Raw genomic sequence first — 21,704 nt, 5'->3', positions numbered from 1 at the left:
CTGGAAGGCATATATTTACACCGTAGGTAGAGAAATACGACGATACCGACGACAAAGATTTTTAGCATTTCATGTTCATAATTAAAGGATTGGGTTTTTTTACACTGTCTTTCTTACGCTCACAAGTGGAGCTATTGTCAAATCTTGGGTATGACTTCCTTAGGCGGCCTTCCTGGTGACTGCTTCTCCATCGACGAATATGATGCCCTCAGTAATCTGGACGAGCCGCTGATAGCCTCGCAACCGTCGCCATGTTTTTTCTGCACAGCGCACCAATTGGAAAGCCATGGTTAACGCGGTCGTTCGAGACAGACAGCCTCGTGTTTTGGCGGTGCGTAAGCGCACCGTGGCAAAGGTTGATTCAATCGGATTTGTCGTTCGAATATGCTGCCAATGCTCGGCTGGAAACTGATAGAAGGCCAGCAGGGCCTCTTGGTCCTTCTGTAAACAGTCGGCGACTTTCGGGTATTTCGCTTCATAGGTCTGGATCAATCCATCAAAGGCCTTGGTCGCTTGAGCTTTGGTGGGGGCCATCCAGATCTCGTGGAGCCCGGCCTTGGCTTTCGCCTGCAAGCTCTTCGGCAGTTTATTCAACACGTTGGCCGTTTTATGCACCCAACACCGTTGTCCCTTGGTCGAACCATAGACTTGAGGTAGGGCTTTCCAGAATCCCAAGGCACCATCGCCCGTCGCCAAGTCTGGCCCCATGGTCAAGCCACGGCGGTGGAGATTGAGGAGGAGGTCCTTCCAGGATTGCTCGCTCTCTCGGATCCCATCCTCTACTGCAACCAGCTCTTTATGCCCATCGGCCGTGGCCCCAATCACCACCAAAAGACAGGGCGAGTCCTCCATGCGTACATTTACGTGCAGACCATCCACCCAGAAATACACATACCGCTTCCCCGTCAAATCTCGCTGCTGCCACACTTCCCACTCGTGCTGCCAGCCAACTTTCAACCGACACACCGTGGCCGGGGAGAGCCCCGTAGGATTACCCACAAGGGTCCGTAAGGCCGCGGAAAAATCTCCGGTCGAAATCCCCTTCAAATAGAGCCACGGAATCAACTCCTCTAGGCTCTTGCTCCGCCGAAGATAGCGAGGCCGGATCGTTGAGGTAAACGCAATGCGATCGGTCTTCGGAATCTTCCGTTGATCACGGATTCGTCGGCCTCGGATCGGGACGCCCCCAATCCCCGTTTGAATGGTGCGTTCCGGCAAATAGCCATTCAGGACAATCATCTGATGCCCCTCGTCATCGCGGAGAGTCGCATGGCTAGCGAGAAATGCTCGAGCTTCCTCCTCCACCGCTTGAGTCAGAAGGTCACGTGCTCCCTTACGCAGCACCGCTGTCAAGGGATCCTCCGTATGCTCATCTTGATTCGTCTGCTCTACAACGTTACGCTCTTTCATGGCGTATCCTCCTTTTGTTTGAAAGGGTGGTGATCTTGCTCGATCACCAGGATACGCCGCCTTTCTCTTTCAGATCATCCCCAACTTTTTAATATAACTCTCACAAGTGGCAGGAAGATGGTGCTCTATACATAACCGAACTCCATAGAGGGAGTGTCTTTATGTCTGTACCAGACCCTTCTCACCCAACGTTGTTCTTATAGAACGGCACTCCATCTGTCTCACTTGATTTCTCCATATTCTTCGAGCCTTTTTGATCCTAATAGTTTTGGTGTGCTTCATTCAGTTCATTCCCTTCTTTTCACCAGGATCAGGATGTTATCTCTGATAGAAGGGTATTCGGAAAAACACCTAGTCTTCTGGTATAATCTCATTTATGAGCGTTCCAATAGATCGTTCAAATTATAAAGTTCGAAAAATTAGTCTTAAAGAGGAAGGACGAGATTCCGATCTCGCCAATCTGACTCCGAGTGAACGTGTTGCGCTTGTTTGGCCATTAACCGTCCAGGCATGGGCGTTTAAGGATGGAAAGTGGGATGAACCGCGACTTCGTCGAGATGTTGTTCGCACTCAACGAAACAGGCGCTGACTTTATGATCGTCGGGGCGCATGCGGTGGCGGCTCATGGACAGCCTCGTGCAACAGGTGACTTGGACATCTGGGTAAGGTCTACTGCAGACAACGCTGATCGGGTTTTTAGCGCTCTGAAGCAATTTGGTGCACCTCTGGCAAATCTCTCTACGAAAGATCTTTCCCATCCAAATATTGTGTTTCAAATTGGGGTCGCTCCTTCACGAATTGATGTACTGACTTCTATTACTGGTGTGGTCTTCGAGGAGGCGTGGAAGAATAAAATTGAGATCACAATTGAAGACCTCACGGTATTTTGTATTGGAAAGAATGACCTCCTCGTGAATAAAAAGGCCACAGGAAGGCCAAAAGATTTAGCTGATGTAGATTCATTAGAGAACTCTTAATTAAAGGCAAGCAGAACAATGGCTGACAAAGAATTTGTGTTGAATCTTGGGAAACTCATGGTCGCAGCGGCATGGGCTGATGGAAACCTGGAAGCGAAAGAAATTAACGCGTTAAAAGAGTTGTTATTTTTGTTGCCAGACATTTCCGGTGAAGAATGGATGAGGTTGGAGTTGTACATGGAATCCCCCGTCAGTGAGGAAGAGCGGCAGCAATTATTGACGCGAGTGTTAAACGGAATTGCGACGAATGAGGATAAGGCATTGGCGCTTTCGACCTTAGAAAAGTTAGTCCATGTGGATGGGGAGAAGAAGGAAGCCGAAGCCGCGGTGGTTGACACGTTGCGCCAGGACATTGACTCAAAGAGTACAGGGCTGTTGGCACATCTCGGGAATCCGCTTCGTCGTGCAATCAGTTCGCGGACGAGTCATTATGGAGATGACGTCGGACGAGAAAGTCGAATCGACGACTACATCAAAAATACGGTGTATTTCCAACTTGTGTCAGAAATGAAGGCGCGGGGTCTCACGCTCTCCTTACCAGAGGAGGAAATTCGGAAAGTATGTTTGGCTGCCGGCATCATGGCACGAGTGGCCTGGGTGGATAAGGCTTTCTGTGAACAGGAGCAAAATTCTATTGCCCGAGCCTTAGCTGTTGGCTGGAATCTTCCGGAAGATGAGGCTCAATTGATCATGGAAATTAGTCATCAGCGCATCATGAAAGGTCTGGATTTTGTGCAGTTGACGAAGGGATATTGTGCGCGAACGACGGTTGCAGAACGTCGAGCCTTTCTCAAGGGGCTGTTTGCGATTGCGAATGCCGCAGGGAAAACCTCAAGTGAGGAAATCGAAGAAATTCGTGCGATTTCTAAAGGCCTGGAACTTGGCCATCAAGAATTTATCGATGCCAAGCTCACCATCTCTCGTGAATATCGAAGCGGGCTCTAATTGCTACGGTTTTTCCTGACCACCTTCTAGTCGATCAATCACCGCTGCGCCAACGGCGTCACTCCAGACGTTCACTGTGGTTCGACATCGATCTAGAAACCAGTCAATGACTAAGATGAGCGAAACCCCTTCGATCGGGAGATCAACCGCTTTCAACACGATGACCATGGTGACCAACCCGGCCTCAGGAATGCCTGCCGCGCCAATGGCGGAAAGCGTGGCCGTAAGCAGCACGATAATGGTTTCCCCCAGTCCCAATTCAATCCCGTAGCTTTGTGCGATAAAGACAGCGGCCACGGCCTCATACAAGGCCGTTCCGTTCATATTAATGGTGGCGCCAAGCGGGATTACGAAACTGACCGTTCGTGGAGAGATCTGTCCTTTTTCAATGAGGCTGTCAATCGTTAACGGCATTGTTGCCGAACTGGAACTCGTAGAAAACGCGGTGAGCAGCGGGGCACTCATGACCTTGGCGAATACCGGTACTGATTGTTTTCCCAGAAATCGAAGCACAATGGGAAGCACGATCAACCCATGAAGAAGGAGTGCAAGAATCACGGTTCCAGCATAGGCTCCCAAGCTTTGAAGTTGCGGCCAAAACCCTGCAAACCCACCGGCTTCTCCAAGCCTGCCAGCAATCAGTGCGCCAATTCCAATTGGTGCAACCCACATTAAAAGGTGCACGATGCCCATAATGGCTTCGTTGATGCCCTCAAATAATCGAATGACAATCGTGCCTTTTTCCCCAATGGTGGTCAGAATTCCCCCAAATATTAATGAAAAAACAATCAGCGGAAGCACTTCCGTATTCGCCATCGCGGCAAACAAATTTTGGGGGACCATGCTTGTCAGAATCGTTTTTAATAACTCTCCAAGCGTCGTGGGCTTATCTTCCATGCGTTTCGAAACTTCCTGCGCCGATTCGGTGGTTGGCTCCAAGGCTTGGTGTTCCAATGGTGTGCCAGGATGGATAGCGAGTACCAGAATCAGTCCAATGGCGACGGCGATGCCCGTTGTTGTCATAAAAAACAGGATGGTTCGTCCGCCTAACTGCCCCAGTTGTCTCACATCACCCAGACTACTGACACCAACAATCATCGAACTCATGACCAGTGGGACAACCATGACAAAGAGAGCACGAAGAAACAGATCTCCGAGAAAAGAGACTGCTCGTCCGGCTTCTGGAATGAGTCCTCCCAGGAAGATTCCGCTTAGGATTCCGAGAATGATCAGCACAAGGAGTCGGTTCGAGGAATTAGAAGCCATAAATTTTGGAAGAACTTACAATGGAAGCATTCTCAGTGAGATGAGAATATGGAAATATGACGCTCTCAAATACGTTGTGAGAGCTGCTGAGTGTTTGTTGGAGCCCTGGAAGAGGCGATTCCATCTCTTCTCAGGTTAGGATTGAAAACTTTCCATGGGGGGGCAGGTGCAGACGAGGTTTCGATCGCCATACACATTATCGATTCGCGAGACTGCGGGCCAAAACTTTCTGGTGCGAAGCCAGGGGAGGGGAAACGCAGCCTGTTCTCGTGAGTAGGGATGATCCCATTCTGAAGAGGCGATTTGCTCAATCGTATGGGGAGCATGCTTCAAGGGATTGTTGTCTCGAGGAAGGTGACCCTCTTCAATCTCCGCGATTTCTTCTCTGATGGTCATGAGGGCTTCACAGTAACGATCTAATTCAGCTTTCGTTTCACTTTCTGTTGGTTCAACCATCATGGTTCCAGGAACGGGCCAGGAAATTGTTGGTGCATGAAAACCGAAATCCATGAGACGTTTGGCGATGTCTTCGACTTCAACTTCAGCACTTTTTTTGAACGGTCGCAAGTCCAGAATAAATTCGTGTGCCGATAACCCATTTTTCCCTGTATACAGCACGTTATAATGCTTTTCCAGGCGTTTGGCCATGTAGTTGGCATTCAAAATGGCTATTTGAGTGGCCTTGGTCAGACCGTCTGCACCCATCAGTGCGATGAAGGCCCATGAAATAGGCAGGATGCTTGAGCTGCCGTACGGCGCAGCGGCAATGGGACCTATGGCCTGATCTCCACTCGGATTATGAATGGGATGTCCTGGAAGAAACGGAGCCAGATGGGTTGCTACGCCAATCGGTCCCATCCCAGGCCCCCCACCGCCATGTGGGATACAGAAGGTTTTGTGCAGATTCAGATGACATACATCAGCCCCTATATCTCCAGGCCGACACAGTCCGACCATCGCGTTCATGTTGGCCCCGTCCATATACACAAGTCCTCCATGATCATGCACGACCTGACAGACTTCGCGAATGGTTTCTTCAAACACACCATGCGTCGACGGGTAGGTAACCATTAAGGCTGATAGAGTGGCCTTGTGTTGCTCGGATTTGGCTTTGAGGTCAGCAAGGTCGATATTCCCTTGTTGATCACAGGCTACGGGAACGACCTTCAGTCCGGCAATAACGGCACTGGCCGGATTCGTGCCATGGGCGGAAACTGGGATCAAGCAGACGTTTCTATTCGTCTCCCCGCGATGTTCGTGGTAGGCCTGAATAACCATGAGACCGGCATATTCACCTTGAGATCCGGCATTGGGTTGAAGAGAGACTGAGGCAAATCCGGAAATCTCTGCTAACCATTGTTCAAGCTGCTGAAAGACGGTTTCATAGCCCTTGGTTTGGTCTTGTGGCGCAAACGGATGAATTCTTCCAAACTCAGGCCAGGTGACGGGGATCATCTCTGCTGTCGCATTCAATTTCATCGTGCAGGATCCTAACGGAATCATGGAATGCACCAGCGAGAGGTCTCGATTCTGAAGATGATACATATAGCGAAGGAGTTCATGCTCAGCGTGGTACTGATTAAACACCTCATGTGTGAGAAATGATGTCGTGCGTGCATGAGGAGCCGGGATGCCAGGGTCGATATTTTGTGAAAGGTCATCCAGCGTAAATGGAAGATGTTCAGTTTTCGAAAATACTTGAAAGAGACGCTCGACTTCAGCAGGAGTCGTGGGTTCATCGAGCGACAGCCCATAGGTTCCATCGGTAAACGTTCGAAGATTAATGTGCTGTTTGCGGCAATTTTCTAAAATTTCTTTGTGAGACAGGTCTGACGACTTGATGTGAAGCGTGTCAAAACATAATTCATCCTCTACCTGACAGCCTAGTTTTCGAAGTCCTTCTGCCACGCAGAGCGTGAGAACGCGAATGCGTTGAGCCATTTGTCTCAGGCCTGCTGGGCCATGGTAGACCGCATACATGCTTGCAACATTGGCGAGGAGCGCTTGAGCTGTACAGATATTGCTCGTGGCTCGGTCGCGTCGAATATGCTGTTCACGTGTCTGAAGTGCGAGTCGATAGGCCACTTGTCCATGGGCATCCCGTGAGACGCCAACCATACGACCGGGCATCTGTCTTTTGTATTCTTCTTTGGTTGAGAGGAAAGCGGCATGAGGTCCGCCGAATCCAAGGGGAACACCAAATCGCTGGCTTGATCCTACGGCAATATCCGCCCCGAATTCTCCCGGTGATCGAAGGAGTGTGAGGGCAAGAAGGTCTGTGGCAACCACGACAAGCGCGCCAGCCTTATGCGCTTGTTGGGTGAGAGATTGATAATCTCGAACAAACCCCTTCGTGGTCGGATAGTGCAGAAGAATTCCAAAATATTGTGTTTCCTGCCACTGAATGTGCTCAGGATTTCCAATATGGACCGTGATGCCAAGGGGTTTGGCTCGTGTTTCAATCACGGCAATCGTTTGAGGGTGGCAATCTTCAGCGACGAAAAACATCATGTGATCTGATTTGCCAATCGCCCGGCACATGGTCATGGCTTCTGCGGCAGCGGTTGCTTCATCCAATAATGAGGCATTCGCCAAAGGCAATCCCGTCAGATCAGTCACCATGGTCTGGAAGTTCAAGAGAGCTTCCAGCCTGCCCTGAGAGATTTCAGCCTGATAGGGGGTGTATTGCGTATACCACGCTGGATTTTCAAGGATATTCCTGAGAATCACGGGAGGCGTAATGCAGTCGTAATAGCCCATACCGATAAATGATCGATTGACGAGGTTCTGGCTAGCAACATGACGTAATTCTTCAAGGACTTCTTGCTCGCTGCGATGGGCGTGGAGGGCAAGAGGTTGTTTCAGTACAATGTCTTCCGGAACTGTACTTTTTACCAGGGCATCAAGCGATGAGACTCCTACGGTCCCAAGCATCTCTTGGATGTCGGAATCTGTCGGTCCGATATGTCGACGGGGAAATGTATCAAGCAAAGCTAAATGGTGCTGGTTCTGATTATGTGACATGGTTGCCTATACTAAGCCTAGTTAAGTTGTCGAGATGCGAAGGAATGCATTATTTGCAATCCAGGGTTCTTCCTGAAAAGTTGAGATTCCGCGCATGGTTTAATCTGAATTCGAGGTGTGTGTCTGAAAACAAGAAAACGGTCATCGAACAGTTAGATCAACGTCATCAGTACGCATGGCACTAAAAAGGAACAGATGACCAAAAACCATAGAGATTTCCGTACATTGGTATCCCTGATTTCTCTTGACACAGGGTATCATGAACCTGAGCCTTCTGCAAAGGAATCTGTGGGCAGAGGAATGAAAGAAACGCGAAAAGCCTAGGGTTGAGGACATCACTCGAAGCCAGTGGAACCGAGGGGAATGATAGGTTGCCAAGAGCCTGGCTTTTGCGGTAGAGGAAAGACTCTGAAGTCATATTCAACGTCATTCTTCTTTAGTCTTTGAGGACTTTTTATGATTGTACTTTCAAATATTCAGACTTTATACGACGGGACGTCCGCGACCCAAGGCGCTATTCACGAACATGTTGACGTGTGGATTGATGATGGGAAAATTGAAGCGGTTCAGCCGCATACTCTCAAGCGTCCCAAGGGACCAACGGTGACACGGGTTGACTGTTCTCAATTTACGGTCACTCCCGGTCTTATCGATTGTCATGGCCATGTGACATTGTGTGGTATCAGTCGAGATGACTTTGAAAGAATGGGTGGACAGGAAGGTTTGATTTATGCCGAACGCGTTCTGTACACGACGCTGGTGAATGGTGGAGTGACCACCATGCGCGATGTCGGTGGCGCGACTCACGTGCTGAAACGTCTGGTCGATCAGGGAGTGATCATAGGTCCCAGACTTAAAATCGCCATTTGTATGCTATCGACGACCGGCGGGCATGCAGATTTTCTGGGACCTGACCGATGTTGCGGGCAGGTTCAAGCGTTGTGGCCTCCAGGACCAGGACGACCTTCAAGCATTGTCGATGGCCCATGGGCTTGCCGAAAACGCGTTAGAGAGATTGCGGCTTGCGGGGGTGATCTGGTGAAGATTTGTGCCAGTCCTGGGGTGGTTTCTCCATCGGACAAACTGGAAAATCGGGATTTCACGGCTGCAGAAATACATGCAATTTGTGAGGAAGCGTCAGCGCGCGGCATGTATGTTGCGGCGCATGCCCATAGTCAGAATGGCATCGCCTTAGCCATTGAACATGGGGTCAAAGATATTCAGCACATCTCCTTCATGGATGAAGAACTTGCGGAACGGGCTTACGTGAAAGGTTGTACGGTGACTCCGACTTCGTGGATTGGTCAGGCACTGACAGAAGCCGACGATCTCACGCCATTTGTGAAGCAAAAGGTTCAGCAAGTTGTTGAGGTTCATAGTCAGGCCGTCAAGCATGCTTTTAAAGGCGGGTTGAACATGCTTGGGGGGACCGATCCCATCCTTCCGGGCATGCATGGTCGAAATTATATGGAATTGGTTTCGTTGATGAATGATGGTGTGCCAGCCCTGTCGGCATGGCATGGCATGACCGGGTTAGCTGGCGATCTTGTCGGTGAACACGGAGTAGGGAAAATTAGAGCTGGAGCTCCAGCTGACCTCTTAGTGTGTCGAGCCAATGTGGTCGAGCAGCCGCTTCAGTTTGAAGAAGGCGTATTATTGGAAGTGATCAAGGATGGAGTGGCGTATCGAAGGGGGTTACCAAATTTTCCAAGCAAGACCTTTGATGGATGTGTGGCCGAAGCCTTGAACGTAAAAACGTAGAGAGGCCATTCATTCTGACGCACCGAGCAAAATATCATGCGCCGAGTGATTCTGTGTTGTAACCCGAAAGTGTTACGCTTCTGCGGCAGGTAAAGTGGGGGCCCCATCGGTCGGAGATTCGCTGGTTTCTTGCATATCGACGACTAAGTCTCCTTTTGGAGAGAAAAATCCTTGTGCGTCGATCTGGACGATCCCGTCGCAATTTTCTTGAAAAAATTCAAGAATCCACCCATTGAAGTCATATCCCTCGTCTGTCATATCATTTTTGGTCATTTGGATGGTGGCAATAAAGTGTGCTCGCGTCACGAATTCTCGAGCTATTTCACCTTCCATATGGTCGTGAGCGGAAAGGCGATTTAAGAAGGTAAACTTCTCTGTCTCGAAGACTTCTTTATATGTCCCCTTGTTTCGGACGCAAAAGAGCTGGAGAGGTTTTCGTTCACGATTGTACCCGATTGAGATATGGGTCCAGTCCCAGTCATCCAGGGCTTCAGGGTCCATTGTCGGGATGAGAGGTGTTTGGTTTTTCGCCTTGAGGAAATCCATGAGTAATTTGAGCGGTGGAGTCTCGGCACGCTGACAGAAGACTCGGGAGTAGGCGACGTCTTGTTTTGCAGGTTCTTCTCCACTTTGGGGAGAGGCAATAATTGGAAGCTCTTTAGCCATAATGCATATCTTTTCTTTACAATTTGATAATAATAAATTATAACTTTCTTTAACAGCTTTGTACTGTATCTCGCAACGAGGTCAGCCTGCAAGAGATGCCTCAGATCAAACAACCATCCATCAACTGTTGATTAGTAGAAAAATAGAAATGACGAGGACCTCAAAAATATGATTTCGACTGTGTTGACAGGGTATTGTGCATCCGGTACACTTCCGCCCCGTTACCTGTCTAAAGGGTATAGGCGTGCTTCATAACGCACGTACGTGTAACTTTCGCCTCTTTGTTCTTCTAGAAAAGGGGCATTCCTTCCACTTGGTAATATCATTACAAAGACAAAAGCTGGCGGATCACTGTTAATTAACATCTACTCTCGGGAGGAGGCCTGTATATGGGAAAAGCGATGACTAAGTCTCAGATTGCCGATCATGTAGCGAAGAAGGCTGACATTACGAAGAAGGTCGCGACGCAAATTCTTGACGACTTGGCGGAGTTGTCCTACAAGGAAGCCAAAAATTCATTTACGTTGCCAGGAATCGGAAAGCTGGTGCTTGCACACCGCAAGGCCAGAATTGGTCGAAATCCACAAACGGGTGAGGCCATTAAAATTCCTGCAAAGAAGGTTCTGAAGTTTAGAGTGGCCAAAGCTGCTAAAGACAAAATTTTAGGCGCCAAGAAATAGGGTTACGGTTCATTAGCCCCCTCCTAATGGCCTGTCACTCGACAAGAGTTATGTAAGGCGCTCATCAAAAACTATACGATGCTCAAAAGGGGCCACGCCATGTACGGCGTGGCCCCTTTTGTTGTTTATCGCGAAACCAAATAACTTTTGGCGATTCAAATAAACCAACTCAGTGCGAAACACCGCTTCATACGTACGGAAGGTTATCCCCGCATGGATGCTCTAACAGTAATTGATCTTGCATATCGCGTAGTGAATATCAAAATATAGCCATTTGGTATTCGACCGAGTCGGTATAACTGGAACGGCTATAACATCATACTTTTTTATCATGTTGAACGATGTTGTCGTCAGTAAAGTGATGGTGTCAGTCCACTCCTTCCCATCCCATCATGAGCCACAAGATTCACGACATCCCCTTCGTTGACCTTGGTGTCTTCACTGGCAATTCGCCGATTCACGGTGACCATCAGCTTCTTTTCCTTCAGTAATTGAAAGACGTCCCGTAGAGGTTTGCCTTGGTTTCGTATCAATTGCTTGACTGAAGTCGGCTCAGATATTTCACATCCAAGTGTTCGTTCACCTTCTATCGTTTGTAGTTCTCCCATCAATGCAATGGTGACCATAATGCGCTCCTGTTCAAATAATAAAACCGTCTAAAGGGGATAGTTGAAAAAAAGAAGACCGCGACTTGTCGTCTTCACTGGTCGTCAATATTCTCGTGAAGAGTCTCAAAATCTTTACAAATGGACATGGGTTTTTAGCCTTTCTGAGTTGTCTCGCCTTCTTCGGTCCAAAAATCTTTGCCTGTCTCCTATTTATGCTTCAACAGTGTACATGGTTGTTGTACGTTTTCATATTCGTGACTACGCGATCTATCTGTGACGATTGGTCATCTTGGACTCAAGCTAGGTGCCCAGCTATACTTCTAAGAGGTGGATGCTTCGTTGGCCGTTTCTAAATAAGGTCACGGGGCTGAGTCATTTACTTCAAAGACAGGATTCTCATGTATCGAATTATTATCATTCTCATCCTACTTATTATCATGTTTTACATGGTGCGTCGTGCCTTTCGCGATTGGAATAAAAGTGAGGAGACTTCTGGGTTATTAGGAAAGGATGCCATGATCCAGGACCCGGTTTGCAAGGTTTATATTACGGCTGATTCTGCTATTACGAGAAAAGTTGAAGATCGGACGTATTATTTCTGTAGCCACGAATGTGCAAACAGGTTTTTGCAAAACCATCCTTCCTGAAATTTTGAGAAATAACGTGAAGTGTCGTTCGTAAAGAGTGAAGCGCAAAAGAAAAACCAGAAGAATCTTCCTACGAAATACGTGCGACGAGATACGTTCTTTTCTTCCACGAGATACGTTTCACGAGCGACGAGGTACTCTTCTATCTAGGCGAGTGAGCCCCCGCATGAGGAACCCGATCCTGCCGTACAGCCATAGCAATGGGTCCCTGTCACAATGGGCCGATGTTCGAGTGTTGAAAGGTCAAAATTAGAGATCGTTGCGGGCGAGGGGGCTTGTGTGGTGAGGTTCAGCATTTGATTGAAATCGCAGTCATATAGGACTCCGTCCCATCCAATACTGATCAATGATCGGCACATCAGTCCCTGAAGGGATTTCGGGTTAAAGCTGTTCACCAGCAGTTCGAGATATTGGTCGGTTTGCCCGTTAGCTTCTAACTCATCGAGGAAACGACGAATCGGCATATTGGTGATCGTGTAGAGATTGTTAAATGAAATGCCAAATCGTGTGCGCAGTTCTTTTTTGTAATCGTCTTCAAGTTCCATCTGGGCAGGAGGAAGATTGGGGCCTAGAGGGTTATACACCAGATGGAGGTAAAGCTGACTTCCCTCCATGCCATATCCCAATGCGTTGAGTTGTTGAAGTGCGGTAATACTCCGATCAAACACGCCCTTTCCTCGTTGCTCATCAACATTATCTTCAAGGTAACACGGCAATGATGCGATGATTTCAACGTGATGTTCTGCGAGGAACTTTGGCAGGTGTCCCTTGCCTTTGACAAAGAAGACGGTCAGATTGCAACGGTCGATGACCGTTCGATTGAGCTTTCGACATTCTGCGACGAAATACTCAAAGTGCGGGTTCATCTCTGGCGCCCCTCCCGTAATGTCTACGGTGGTGATTTGAGGGTATCGTTTGAGGGCGGACAACACCATTTCCATGGTTTCGATGGTCATAATTTCCGTGCGTTGCGGACCTGCGTCAACATGACAATGATGGCAGGTTTGGTTGCAAAGCTTTCCCACATTGATTTGGATACTCGATATGGTGTTGGCTGTCAGGCATGGGATTCCGTGACTGGCTAGTGTCTGGTCAAAGGAATCAATCTGAGCCTTCTGTAACGGAACGGTTATGGCTTGCGAAAGTGGAATATCCCGAATCATGGTAAATGCTCCTCCTGTCGAACTGACAAGCCATTGTGGAGAAAGAGCATGAGGGGTGATGCGAAGAGTATGCTCATGGTTAACAGCATCCGTCCGTAGGGCTACAGGATGTTGATGTTTGGGGTGTGACGGTTTCACCTGCTCGGTTAATGATGGCAAAGTATTGGTGATACGCATCACTCTGTAAGACTGTACGTGTTTTTGAGCAGATTTCTATCGCGTGTCCGCACGAAAAGAGGTGGTCATCGTCATCGGACGCCTCAACAAAAGGACCCGTTAGGAGCGCAAAATGTCCTTCCCATACGCAGGCGGTGTCTTCTGGCAGCACGGAAGACCATCGCGCGTCTTCGCGTGTCAGGGTGATGGGATTGTCAGAAAGGATAAAGTGGTCTTGGTAGGGGCTACTCTTCAATAATTGTTCTGTCGTGGCATCTATGGTTTGGGGAATGCCTCGGGTAAAGGTATGGCCTTGTTCATCCGTGACTTGACTAAATGGACCGGTAAACGTTGCATACTGTGCAGATGGTTTGGCTGAAGTATGAGGTAGTTTGTACCCAGTCAATGTGAGGGACAAAAAATGAATACCATCAATGACGCGCCAGGGAATGAAGCCGACTTGGTGAATTCCACCAAATCCTGCTTGCCGCAATCCACCCCAGTAGTCACTGAGTGTCAATGCCCCAGAGAGGCAGTCTCCCCACCTTTCTTTGTCGTGAATCATATAATTGGGAATGGGTTGGTCGGCGACAATATCGGAAATCGTAAAACGGCCTCCAGGCTTGAGCACACGATGCATTTCTCTAAAGACCTTCAATTTATCTGGGGCAAGGTTAATGACGCAGTTAGACACAATGAGGTCGATGCATTGATCTTCAACCGGCATCGCATCGGCAAACCCTTTTCGAAAATCGACGTTAGATGAGGGATATCCCAGGTTTGACGCGACAATGGGCGCTTGACTGCGAGCCAAGGTCAACATTTCATCGGTCATATCAATGCCAATGACTTGCCCGTCTGATCCAACCCGTCGTGAGGCGTCAAAACAATCAATTCCACCGCCTGAGCCAATGTCCAATACGGTTTCTCCGGGCTTGACGGTGGTAAGTCCCACTGGAGTCCCACAGCCATACGAAACTTTTAACACGGCCTCCGGGATGAATTTTCCCAACTCTTCATGGTCATAGCCGGTTGGACAGCACATCTCTTCACCAGTTGTCACCGCCTTGGCGTACCGTTCGCTGACAGCTTGTGTTATGGTTTCATTCTGCATGGTTCCTCGTCGATTTGGTAATGAGCAATAAAGTGTGGGCAAAAAACTTATCGATCAAATTACGATTCTGACCTCTCAGTCACATACTGTGTGCGGAGTCTAGAAATCATCAGAAATGTTACAAAATTTCTGCTATATCCGTTTAAGAGACATTGAGACAGAGGCTCTTATTGTGCTTGCCTTCCTCTGCACTAGCAAAATTAGCCAAGAGAAGGTACCATTTATGGGAATTTCATTTGCTAGGCATTATCATTATATCCAGCGCTGTTCCTAGCGCAGTGATTGATAGAAATAGAGAAAGCATATGAAGGAAGTTCCCTCCACTTTTTCTTCGTTATTTGACATCGTATGGCGATGGAGAAGTATAACACATTGAATATTTTTATGTTTTTCTCTAGTTCTCGTACAGGTACTGACTTTGCTATATAATTAGGTACGTGTGACCAGCCGTGTACCCGTACAATATCTAAAAGAGGATTGCGAGGTCTAATCAGATGCCGCTTGTCCAATGCCCTGAATGTCAGAAAGAAGTTTCGTCAGAAGCACGCTCATGTCCTCAATGCGCCTTTCCCTATCCAGGCAAAAAGGACCGATTGAATGGAAAATCCAGTGAGACGCTCCTTGCCTGTCAAGATTGTGGGAATCCCATATCCAAGTTCGCGTATGCCTGTCCTCATTGCGGGGCTCCAACAGCAAATCATCAAACGAAGGCCGAGAGTCCAATAAGTTCTGAGCCCGAAACGGACTCTTCCGTGGCAGAAGAGCAAACATGGCTTTGCCCCAATTGTGGAGTGCCCTATACCCGTCGGATCAAGGAGCGGAGGGGGGGCGGAGGCCTTGAAGTCACCAGCTCTTCGGCCGCAGGCAAGATTTCCTCGATGAATGTGCGGGAACAGAATTTTCAGGAAGAAGAGTTGCAGTCATTGGATGGACGGTTAGCGGCTGACAAGATGGTCCTCCGGAAGGAACGAAAGCGAAGTCCTCTCTGGGAAGAGGCAAAGGCCATGTATGAAGAAGAGACTCAATACTCTCGCCCACGGAAAAATTGGAGTGTCACGCTTCTAGTCGTTCTGGCTGTCCTCTTGGTCTTTGTCGTTTCGTTTGCGTTTTTTGGATTGAAAGGCCTCAATCCGCTTGAAGCCCTTGTGTATTGGCAGATGTAGGGTTTTTGGTTTGTCTGCGCTGCATGTTCTTGCCAATGTATAGAATCATACCTAGTCTTGATTGGCCTTCCTTCAGTTGGGCTTCATGTACTTCTTGATTGCAGGTGTCCTAGGCCACGATAGTGGAGAAGGTCAACTGCTATTCAGGAGGCAACCTTCGATAAAAGGTCAGGCTATTGTCTGATCTTTGATTACAAGTGGCCTAGCCTAGAGCACGATAGTTGATTGCTCTATGGGTTATTAATATGGAACCTTCGTTGCACGTCCACTAAGGCTGACTGCATTGTGGATCACAAATGCTCTAGAACACGGTAGTTCCGTATCAGTGCGCATAGCTCTTGAGGCAACCTTCGTTGGTATTCGCTCACCATCTGACACTTCTATTACAGGTAGCCTAGAGTGCGATAGTTCAAAGTTCCATGGCTAATGAGATAAAGCGAAGTCGTGACTCAATAAAAGCTTACGAAATTGTGGATCACAAGTGCTCTAGAACACGGTAGTTCCGTATCAGTGCGCATAGCTCTTGAGGCAACCTTCGTTGGTATTCGCTCACCATCTGACACTTCTATTACAGGCGTTCTAGTAATCCAAGTCATCTGTGGTGAATGGGTCTGCTGGTTTTTGCCTAGCATTCGCTCAAGGACGTGATTCATCGTATAGATGTCGTTATCAAATCCTCCATGTGACGTACTTCGCGTCCTCCTGCCGTCGACCCCATTAGAATAGATGAACTGAGGTTTAGATCTCACGGTCTTGACGAGTTTCTCATATATTTGCATACCTAAGAGCGGTTTGGATTTGAGGTCTTCTGGTGGAGGCTCTGGCCGACGTTCTAACGAATTCGACACGAGATAGAGAAGGGATTTTCGGTAAATTCTTGCCACTTGATCATCTTGTTCAAGTTCGTCTTTCAAGTTATAGACAGTCAGATCTTTGATTTTCAATGTCGTTGCGCTTTATCTTTTCGGTATAACTGAAACGGCTATAAGTATCGAATTCGATAATCATGATATCCAAAAAGATACAGCTCTCAAATGCACGCGCACATGAAACTGTGCTGCGTGGACTGTAATCTTTTAGTTCAATGACTCCTGTATGTCATGCATCATTAAGGAGTGCTAAGCAACGCTGTTTTGGCATTGGATATGCTCTTTACAAATGGAGAAGATATTGGTTCATTGAGAAGACGCGTTTTTTTTCTTTACCAAGGTGAGGAATGTATGAAACCTGTCATTCACATCATGCTGGTCGTTGTCCTGTTGTTTTTTTCGGCCTGTTCTTCAGACAATATCCGTACATTAGGGAAAGGGGAGAATGATCTTGACACGTGGGAAACGGCTCCAATCTGGTTTCATTCTGTCCTCTATTATCCATCGGAAATTAGTCTTAATTTTCCTGGATATCTCATTGGAATAGAAAAGAGTCCGAAGGATTTAATTTCGGACGATGGGGATGTGAATACGGTTGTTATTCCAAAGGCCGGAAAGAAGATTGGAAAACATATCGCTAGAATCGGTGAAGATGACAAATTATTGTATATCTCCCATATTCTCGAAAATTTTGGGGAGCAGCATGGCCAGAAAAACTGCGTGCATTATAACGCCTATTATCGAGTCAATGATCCAGACACCCATATCCCATTTTGTCAGCCGAAGGAAGCACGAGAGGTTAATCCCAAGAAGGCGTATGTCGGGAGTTGGGATGCGCTTGACTTACTCAAGCAGGATCTACACAACAAGATTCAGAACCATCACTATACACACATTGTTGTGGGAATGATGGGATGGAATACCGATCAGGAAGAGGCTGTTCGAAATTTTAACTCAGTGGCAAGAAATGTACGGGTGGCGGCGGATACCGCGGGTTATAAAGAATTTAAGCCATTGTTTATCGGGATTACTTGGCCAAGCAAATGGGCCGCCGATTGGATTACGCCGATTATCACGTTGTTTAGTTATGGGAACAAAGCCGACGACGCCGATGAAATCGGCTTTGGATGGCTTGGGGTCTTGTTACATGACACGCTGCGTGAGTTACCGAAAGATGTGCCCGTTGTTGTGCTTGGTCATAGCTTTGGTGCGCGTGTCTCCAGCATGGGCGTGTGTATGGGGCCGGCGATTGTCAAAAAGAAGGGAGACTCACTGTTGCCTCGTACCCGGATCCCGCTCTTGATCAGTTTGCAAGGCGCCTATTCTATGAATCGATATTATGAGGATAAAGGCAGAGAGGGAATCTTCTATCCAGAAAGCTGTAAGAACGCACAGCATGTGATCTTGACCTCTTCGAAGCATGATGAAGCCATGGACAATAAGTCGTTCGTTCCATTTGTTGGAAACGAGACAACGTATGACGACTACTGTGACATGAAGGAAGAATCGGAATTCGATTGTGTGAAAGCTTCAAGTGACGGGACCGTCACGCTTCCCCAGAGCCAGAAACATAAAACGTATATCAACGCTGACGACCTCATTAAGTATAACGCGTACGGATCAGGAGGCCTGGCCCATAGCGATATTTATCGAAAAGAAATGGGAACCATGTTGTGGAAAGTGATTTCGGAAAAATTGTCTCCGGTACCCTAGAGATGGGACGTAGGTAAATAGGAATATATCGCTGGGTGGAGGTAAGGTGTCGTACTTCTCCGGGAACAATGGTTGCCAGATTCCACCGAGAGCCTCATCTTCGGTGCCAATACTAAAGACACTGCCTGTTATGCGCTCAGCTGGCTCAGCCATAGCTTCAATCTTCAATCTTCAATCCTTCTCTTGTCCATCCTACTGCCGGCTCGGTTCGAATAAATTGTAACCCCTCGTTATCTTTCCATTTTAATGAACCAGGACTGTAGATCACTGATCGAAACGGACCAAAATCTTCACCAGCACCATCGACCGCACTCGTCCAGCTTCGCCATTGCATTTAGCTTTTCTTTTCTAGATAAAGATCCGAGGCGTCTCGATCTCCCAAAGAAGACTGGCCATCTGAGAGTTTAGCCTCCCCAAGCTTCCTGAATACTGGAAGTTCCTCATCTAATCCTTCCAGCATTCCCCAAATCAACATACCTGGTGTGTTGTTCTCTCCGCGCAACGCTAAGATAACGATGATCTGGTCTTCGGGATTCTCAATGCAGGCCATCCCTTCTATTTGTTCGGCTTTGGGGGTGGAATACGTTGCATCTTTTCTGGGAAAGGGACGTAATGCCGACAAGAATGTCCCTTTCCATTTGTCTTTTTTTTCTTTCAGACGCATATGAAAAATACGTCCGTACAATCCGTCTACAAACCCACTTTCAGCTATTAGTATTTCATCTTTACGCTGTGGAAGAGTGCAGACTGCCTCAAGATCAATAGGTGGCATATTAGTCATCATGAGAGGATACGCCACATAGAGATCATCGTATGAGACCCATTTTTTCTCGACCGACACGACTCCAAACCGCGGTTGGGTATTGGCTAAAACGACACTCTTTTGATGAGAATGCTTACGATCACTGACAGTCAAGTATGTGTTTCTATCAATCCGAACCATACTGCTAATGCCGATATCAAAGGCCAAGCAAAGTTGAACGCTAAACAAAACAGAAGATAATAAGATGAGTAGAACGATCCGCGTCTTCATTGTAATATCTATCTCTTTATTTTTCGATGGCCTGTTTCGCATTTGAAATTAAATCGAATATTCACGGATCAACTGGTGGACGAACCTGCCTGTTATATTGATCCATGTTCAGTCTTTGTCCAACAGCAGTGGGACGAACTTCCCTTCGATAATTACTCGCATCGCGTCAACCAAATTCAGGCTTCAAGAAAGGGTGACTTCGACTCCTTACCGTCGAAAATCTCTCCATAGGGAATTCAAGCCGTTGGCTGTTGAGAGCCTTTGATCATGTGTGGCGATTCTATGAATTTTGATTCTTTTGGGCACGAGAACTTGCTGCTTGCACAACTTGCGGAACGATGATGCTCTTTGTCATCTCTATTCTTGAGACGTTGCCCCGAAAGCTTTGCAATGTAAATAGCCCTGCCAGAAAAAATTTGTTTATGAGCAGTTTGTATTCATCCTCCCCTAGTAAACTCTGTTGTTGAGCACGCTAGGCATGGATAGTACTCATCCCTCCTGCTGTACCCCCCTCACCTAAAACGTAGAATGGACCCTTTTTCCCTGCCCAGTTGGGTCGTAATCTCTTTCTTGCCTAATGCACTATAGAAGTGTACACTATTATAGTGTAAATTGAAGAAGAGGGGATATTATGAAAAACATTACGTTTAGTGCAGACCCTACGCTTATTCATAAAGCCAGGGAGCAGGCTCGAAAAGCTGGCATGACATTGAACGATGCGTTTCGTCAGTGGTTGGGGGCGTTTGCAGGGCAAGGGTCTGGAGACGGAAATTATCGGAATCTGATGAAGCGGCTCACCTATGCTCGTCCAGGCAGGCATTTTTCTCGTCAGGAATTGAATGAGCGCTAAATTTTTCTTGGACACCAATATTGTGGTGTATACATTTGATGTGAGGGCTCCCAAAAAGAAAGAACGTGCGAAAGAATTAGTCGAACAAGCCTTGCGAACACATGAAGGAGTAGTGAGTACTCAGGTAGTGCAAGAGTTTTTAAATGTCGCGACGACCAAGTTTACGATTCCACTAAAGTTGTCCGATGCTCAACAATATCTGCAGGATGTTTTGAGTCCGCTCTGTTCTGTTTTTCCAAGTATCGATTTGTATCGGCACGCCCTCAGTCTTCAGCAGGATACGCAGTATTCGTTTTATGATGCACTGATTATTTGTGGGGCACTGCAGGCAGGGTGTGAAGCCTTATATTCAGAAGATTTACAACATGGGCAAAAAATTCGCGGCCTCAAAATCCTCAATCCCTTTTTCTCATCTTCGTAAATATTCTCCACCAGGTGGTCCTTTCTCAATAAGCACCCATCTTCTAAAACGAAGTGCACTACTTTATCCTTGCTTTGAAGGAGGTGGTGTCTTGAAAACAACTATCAGCTTTTCGATCACTAAGAACGGAGGCTCATTTATTGGTGGCGGAAAGAACGGCTGAGCCTAGGAGAAATGACTCGGTGTTTACGGCGGAATCATGCCAGCATTCGTTGGGCCCTGGTGCGGTTGTCATTATTATCCGAGAGGGGCTGAGTTGATCGCCAGGGATTAGTTGTAAACACGTGTGCAACGTGATCGCTTGAAATGAAGTGCGGTCCGTAGATATGTGCACGTGAAACTTCCACTGGGCTGGACGTCGGAATAATTGCTTGCCGGCTCAAACGGAAAAGCCAGCTCCCTACGGTCTGTCATAAAGCGATCTACCAATACATGCATGTCGTTGCCCCTCACTTGATTCGTTATTTATTGCGTTAGCATCAAACACGGCAACCAAAGCTCCGTATCGGAAGACCGACGAGCGTCTTACCAACTCGTACTGACTTAGCGAGCCATCCAAAAGTCGCCAGCAAGCGCTGGCAGTGTGGGCATTGAGAAGCTGATATGCTGGTGGCTGGAGGCCGTACACATGGGCTCAATGTCTTAGTTGATCGCAAGAGTCGCTTAAATCACTTCAAGGGAAAGGGTATCGATCCTCTCGGCTTGGATTGAAATGTCGAGTACTCTACAAAGTCATTAAAACCGATATTTAATTCACGTTATTCGTTTGACAGCCAATGATTGCTGAAGGAAATAAGACGAACAACGACCGTCCTGCCAAAAAACAGATCACTGTCTCGATCGGTGAATCCGTGAGAAATATTCGAGAACTCCAAAATCTTAGTCAAAATGAGCTTGTCAAGTTGACTGAAATTCCACAGTCGACCATTTCGGTCGTAGAAAATGATCGTGTCCGGCTTGGAATGGACAGGGCAAAAGTTCTCGCTCGCGCACTACACTGTCACCCAGCCGTGCTTGTTTTCGCAGGTTAGGATATTAAGCAAAATTCAGCAACCTATAGCCGTTCTAGTTTTGCCGAGTCTACATGTCGCCCCGTTGAATGCTGATTGACCCTTCGTTATTGAACCGTCAATCGTCTGCAGGTCATCCAGGCGGGCAAAACCTTCCTTAATGTTCACGGTGTACCGCGTTGGGTTAGTTCTATTTTCGTGCTTGGAAGTTATTTGGTTTCGCTATAG

Annotated in this window: 19 protein-coding genes; 10 read left to right on the top strand and 9 right to left on the bottom strand. The window is 47.5% G+C overall.

The genetic code is table 11. The annotated features are described in order from the left end of the window. Window positions 1-159: 159 nt before the first annotated feature. Entirely contained in the window at window positions 160-1,410 is a 1,251-nt protein-coding gene (locus tag ACWQXP_RS01715; protein ID WP_454061102.1) for an IS256 family transposase, read from the bottom strand. Between the two features lie 376 nt (window positions 1,411-1,786). On the opposite strand from ACWQXP_RS01715, the gene ACWQXP_RS01710 reads away from it, so the two are divergent. Genes ACWQXP_RS01710 through ACWQXP_RS01700 form a run of 3 tightly spaced genes read left to right on the top strand, consistent with a single transcriptional unit; the run spans window position 1,787 to window position 3,332 of the window. Next, window positions 1,787-1,999, top strand: coding sequence for a hypothetical protein (locus ACWQXP_RS01710; RefSeq protein WP_454061101.1), 213 nt, complete (start codon window positions 1,787-1,789; stop codon window positions 1,997-1,999). Then, a complete protein-coding gene (locus ACWQXP_RS01705) occupies window positions 1,947-2,387 on the top strand; it encodes a nucleotidyltransferase (protein ID WP_454061100.1) in 441 nt (146 codons plus the stop codon). Before ACWQXP_RS01710 ends, ACWQXP_RS01705 begins: the two co-directional genes overlap by 53 nt. An 18-nt stretch (window positions 2,388-2,405) precedes the next feature. Further along, entirely contained in the window at window positions 2,406-3,332 is a 927-nt protein-coding gene (locus ACWQXP_RS01700) for a tellurite resistance TerB family protein (RefSeq protein WP_454061099.1), read from the top strand. 3 nt (window positions 3,333-3,335) lie between these two features. Here ACWQXP_RS01700 and ACWQXP_RS01695 read toward each other — a convergent pair whose 3' ends face one another. Both ACWQXP_RS01695 and gcvP read right to left on the bottom strand, forming a co-directional pair. Next, window positions 3,336-4,598, bottom strand: coding sequence for a dicarboxylate/amino acid:cation symporter (locus ACWQXP_RS01695; protein ID WP_454061098.1), 1,263 nt, complete (start codon window positions 4,596-4,598; stop codon window positions 3,336-3,338). A gap of 135 nt (window positions 4,599-4,733) precedes the next feature. Further along, window positions 4,734-7,622, bottom strand: a complete 2,889-nt coding sequence (gcvP, locus tag ACWQXP_RS01690; RefSeq protein WP_454061097.1) for an aminomethyl-transferring glycine dehydrogenase — start codon at window positions 7,620-7,622, stop codon at window positions 4,734-4,736. A gap of 456 nt (window positions 7,623-8,078) precedes the next feature. Here gcvP and ACWQXP_RS01685 point away from each other — a divergent pair, with 456 nt between their 5' ends. Then, on the top strand, window positions 8,079-9,383 hold the full coding sequence (locus tag ACWQXP_RS01685; protein WP_454061096.1) for an amidohydrolase family protein: 1,305 nt from the start codon (window positions 8,079-8,081) through the stop codon (window positions 9,381-9,383). A gap of 72 nt (window positions 9,384-9,455) precedes the next feature. Here the strand turns inward: ACWQXP_RS01685 and ACWQXP_RS01680 are convergent, their stop codons facing one another. Then, entirely contained in the window at window positions 9,456-10,049 is a 594-nt protein-coding gene (locus ACWQXP_RS01680; RefSeq protein WP_454061095.1) for a hypothetical protein, read from the bottom strand. A 389-nt stretch (window positions 10,050-10,438) separates the two neighbouring features. On the opposite strand from ACWQXP_RS01680, the gene ACWQXP_RS01675 reads away from it, so the two are divergent. Then, entirely contained in the window at window positions 10,439-10,729 is a 291-nt protein-coding gene (locus ACWQXP_RS01675; RefSeq protein WP_454061094.1) for an HU family DNA-binding protein, read from the top strand. A 350-nt stretch (window positions 10,730-11,079) separates the two neighbouring features. Here the strand turns inward: ACWQXP_RS01675 and ACWQXP_RS01670 are convergent, their stop codons facing one another. The 3 genes from ACWQXP_RS01670 to ACWQXP_RS01660 form a co-directional block, all read right to left on the bottom strand. Next, complete coding sequence (locus ACWQXP_RS01670; protein WP_454061093.1) at window positions 11,080-11,355, bottom strand: MoaD/ThiS family protein; 276 nt, start codon at window positions 11,353-11,355, stop codon at window positions 11,080-11,082. Window positions 11,356-12,130: 775 nt separating this feature from the next. Next, the gene (gene arsS, locus ACWQXP_RS01665) at window positions 12,131-13,324 is read right to left on the bottom strand and encodes an arsenosugar biosynthesis radical SAM (seleno)protein ArsS (RefSeq protein ID WP_454061092.1); all 1,194 of its coding nucleotides are present in this window, start codon (window positions 13,322-13,324) and stop codon (window positions 12,131-12,133) included. Next, window positions 13,227-14,417: a methyltransferase domain-containing protein gene (locus tag ACWQXP_RS01660; protein ID WP_454061091.1), complete on the bottom strand. Its 1,191-nt coding sequence runs from the start codon at window positions 14,415-14,417 to the stop codon at window positions 13,227-13,229. The genes arsS and ACWQXP_RS01660 overlap by 98 nt, the downstream gene beginning before the upstream one ends. A gap of 494 nt (window positions 14,418-14,911) precedes the next feature. Between ACWQXP_RS01660 and ACWQXP_RS01655 the strand changes: the two genes are divergently transcribed. Next, window positions 14,912-15,580 carry a hypothetical protein gene (locus ACWQXP_RS01655; RefSeq protein ID WP_454061090.1) on the top strand — a complete coding sequence of 223 codons (669 nt, stop codon included), beginning with the start codon at window positions 14,912-14,914 and terminating at the stop codon, window positions 15,578-15,580. 1,220 nt (window positions 15,581-16,800) lie between these two features. After that, window positions 16,801-18,162 (top strand): alpha/beta hydrolase, encoded by a 1,362-nt coding sequence (locus ACWQXP_RS01650; RefSeq protein WP_454061089.1) that lies wholly within the window; start codon window positions 16,801-16,803, stop codon window positions 18,160-18,162. A 157-nt stretch (window positions 18,163-18,319) separates the two neighbouring features. Here ACWQXP_RS01650 and ACWQXP_RS01645 read toward each other — a convergent pair whose 3' ends face one another. Both ACWQXP_RS01645 and ACWQXP_RS01640 read right to left on the bottom strand, forming a co-directional pair. Then, window positions 18,320-18,496, bottom strand: coding sequence for a hypothetical protein (locus ACWQXP_RS01645; RefSeq protein WP_454061088.1), 177 nt, complete (start codon window positions 18,494-18,496; stop codon window positions 18,320-18,322). Continuing rightward, window positions 18,497-19,195 carry a hypothetical protein gene (locus ACWQXP_RS01640; RefSeq protein ID WP_454061087.1) on the bottom strand — a complete coding sequence of 233 codons (699 nt, stop codon included), beginning with the start codon at window positions 19,193-19,195 and terminating at the stop codon, window positions 18,497-18,499. It lies immediately after the preceding gene. A gap of 631 nt (window positions 19,196-19,826) precedes the next feature. Here ACWQXP_RS01640 and ACWQXP_RS01635 point away from each other — a divergent pair. The 3 genes from ACWQXP_RS01635 (at window position 19,827) to ACWQXP_RS01625 (ending at window position 21,497) form a co-directional block, all read left to right on the top strand. Further along, a complete protein-coding gene (locus ACWQXP_RS01635) occupies window positions 19,827-20,045 on the top strand; it encodes a hypothetical protein (RefSeq protein ID WP_454061086.1) in 219 nt (72 codons plus the stop codon). Continuing rightward, on the top strand, window positions 20,035-20,466 hold the full coding sequence (locus tag ACWQXP_RS01630; RefSeq protein WP_454061085.1) for a PIN domain-containing protein: 432 nt from the start codon (window positions 20,035-20,037) through the stop codon (window positions 20,464-20,466). The genes ACWQXP_RS01635 and ACWQXP_RS01630 overlap by 11 nt, the downstream gene beginning before the upstream one ends. A gap of 776 nt (window positions 20,467-21,242) precedes the next feature. Continuing rightward, window positions 21,243-21,497, top strand: coding sequence for a helix-turn-helix domain-containing protein (locus ACWQXP_RS01625; RefSeq protein WP_454061084.1), 255 nt, complete (start codon window positions 21,243-21,245; stop codon window positions 21,495-21,497). Window positions 21,498-21,704: the final 207 nt, after the last annotated feature.

Source organism: Candidatus Nitrospira salsa (assembly GCF_965152625.1).
Note: the sequence above shows the minus strand (reverse complement) of the source record. Positions and strands in the feature narration are given on the sequence as shown.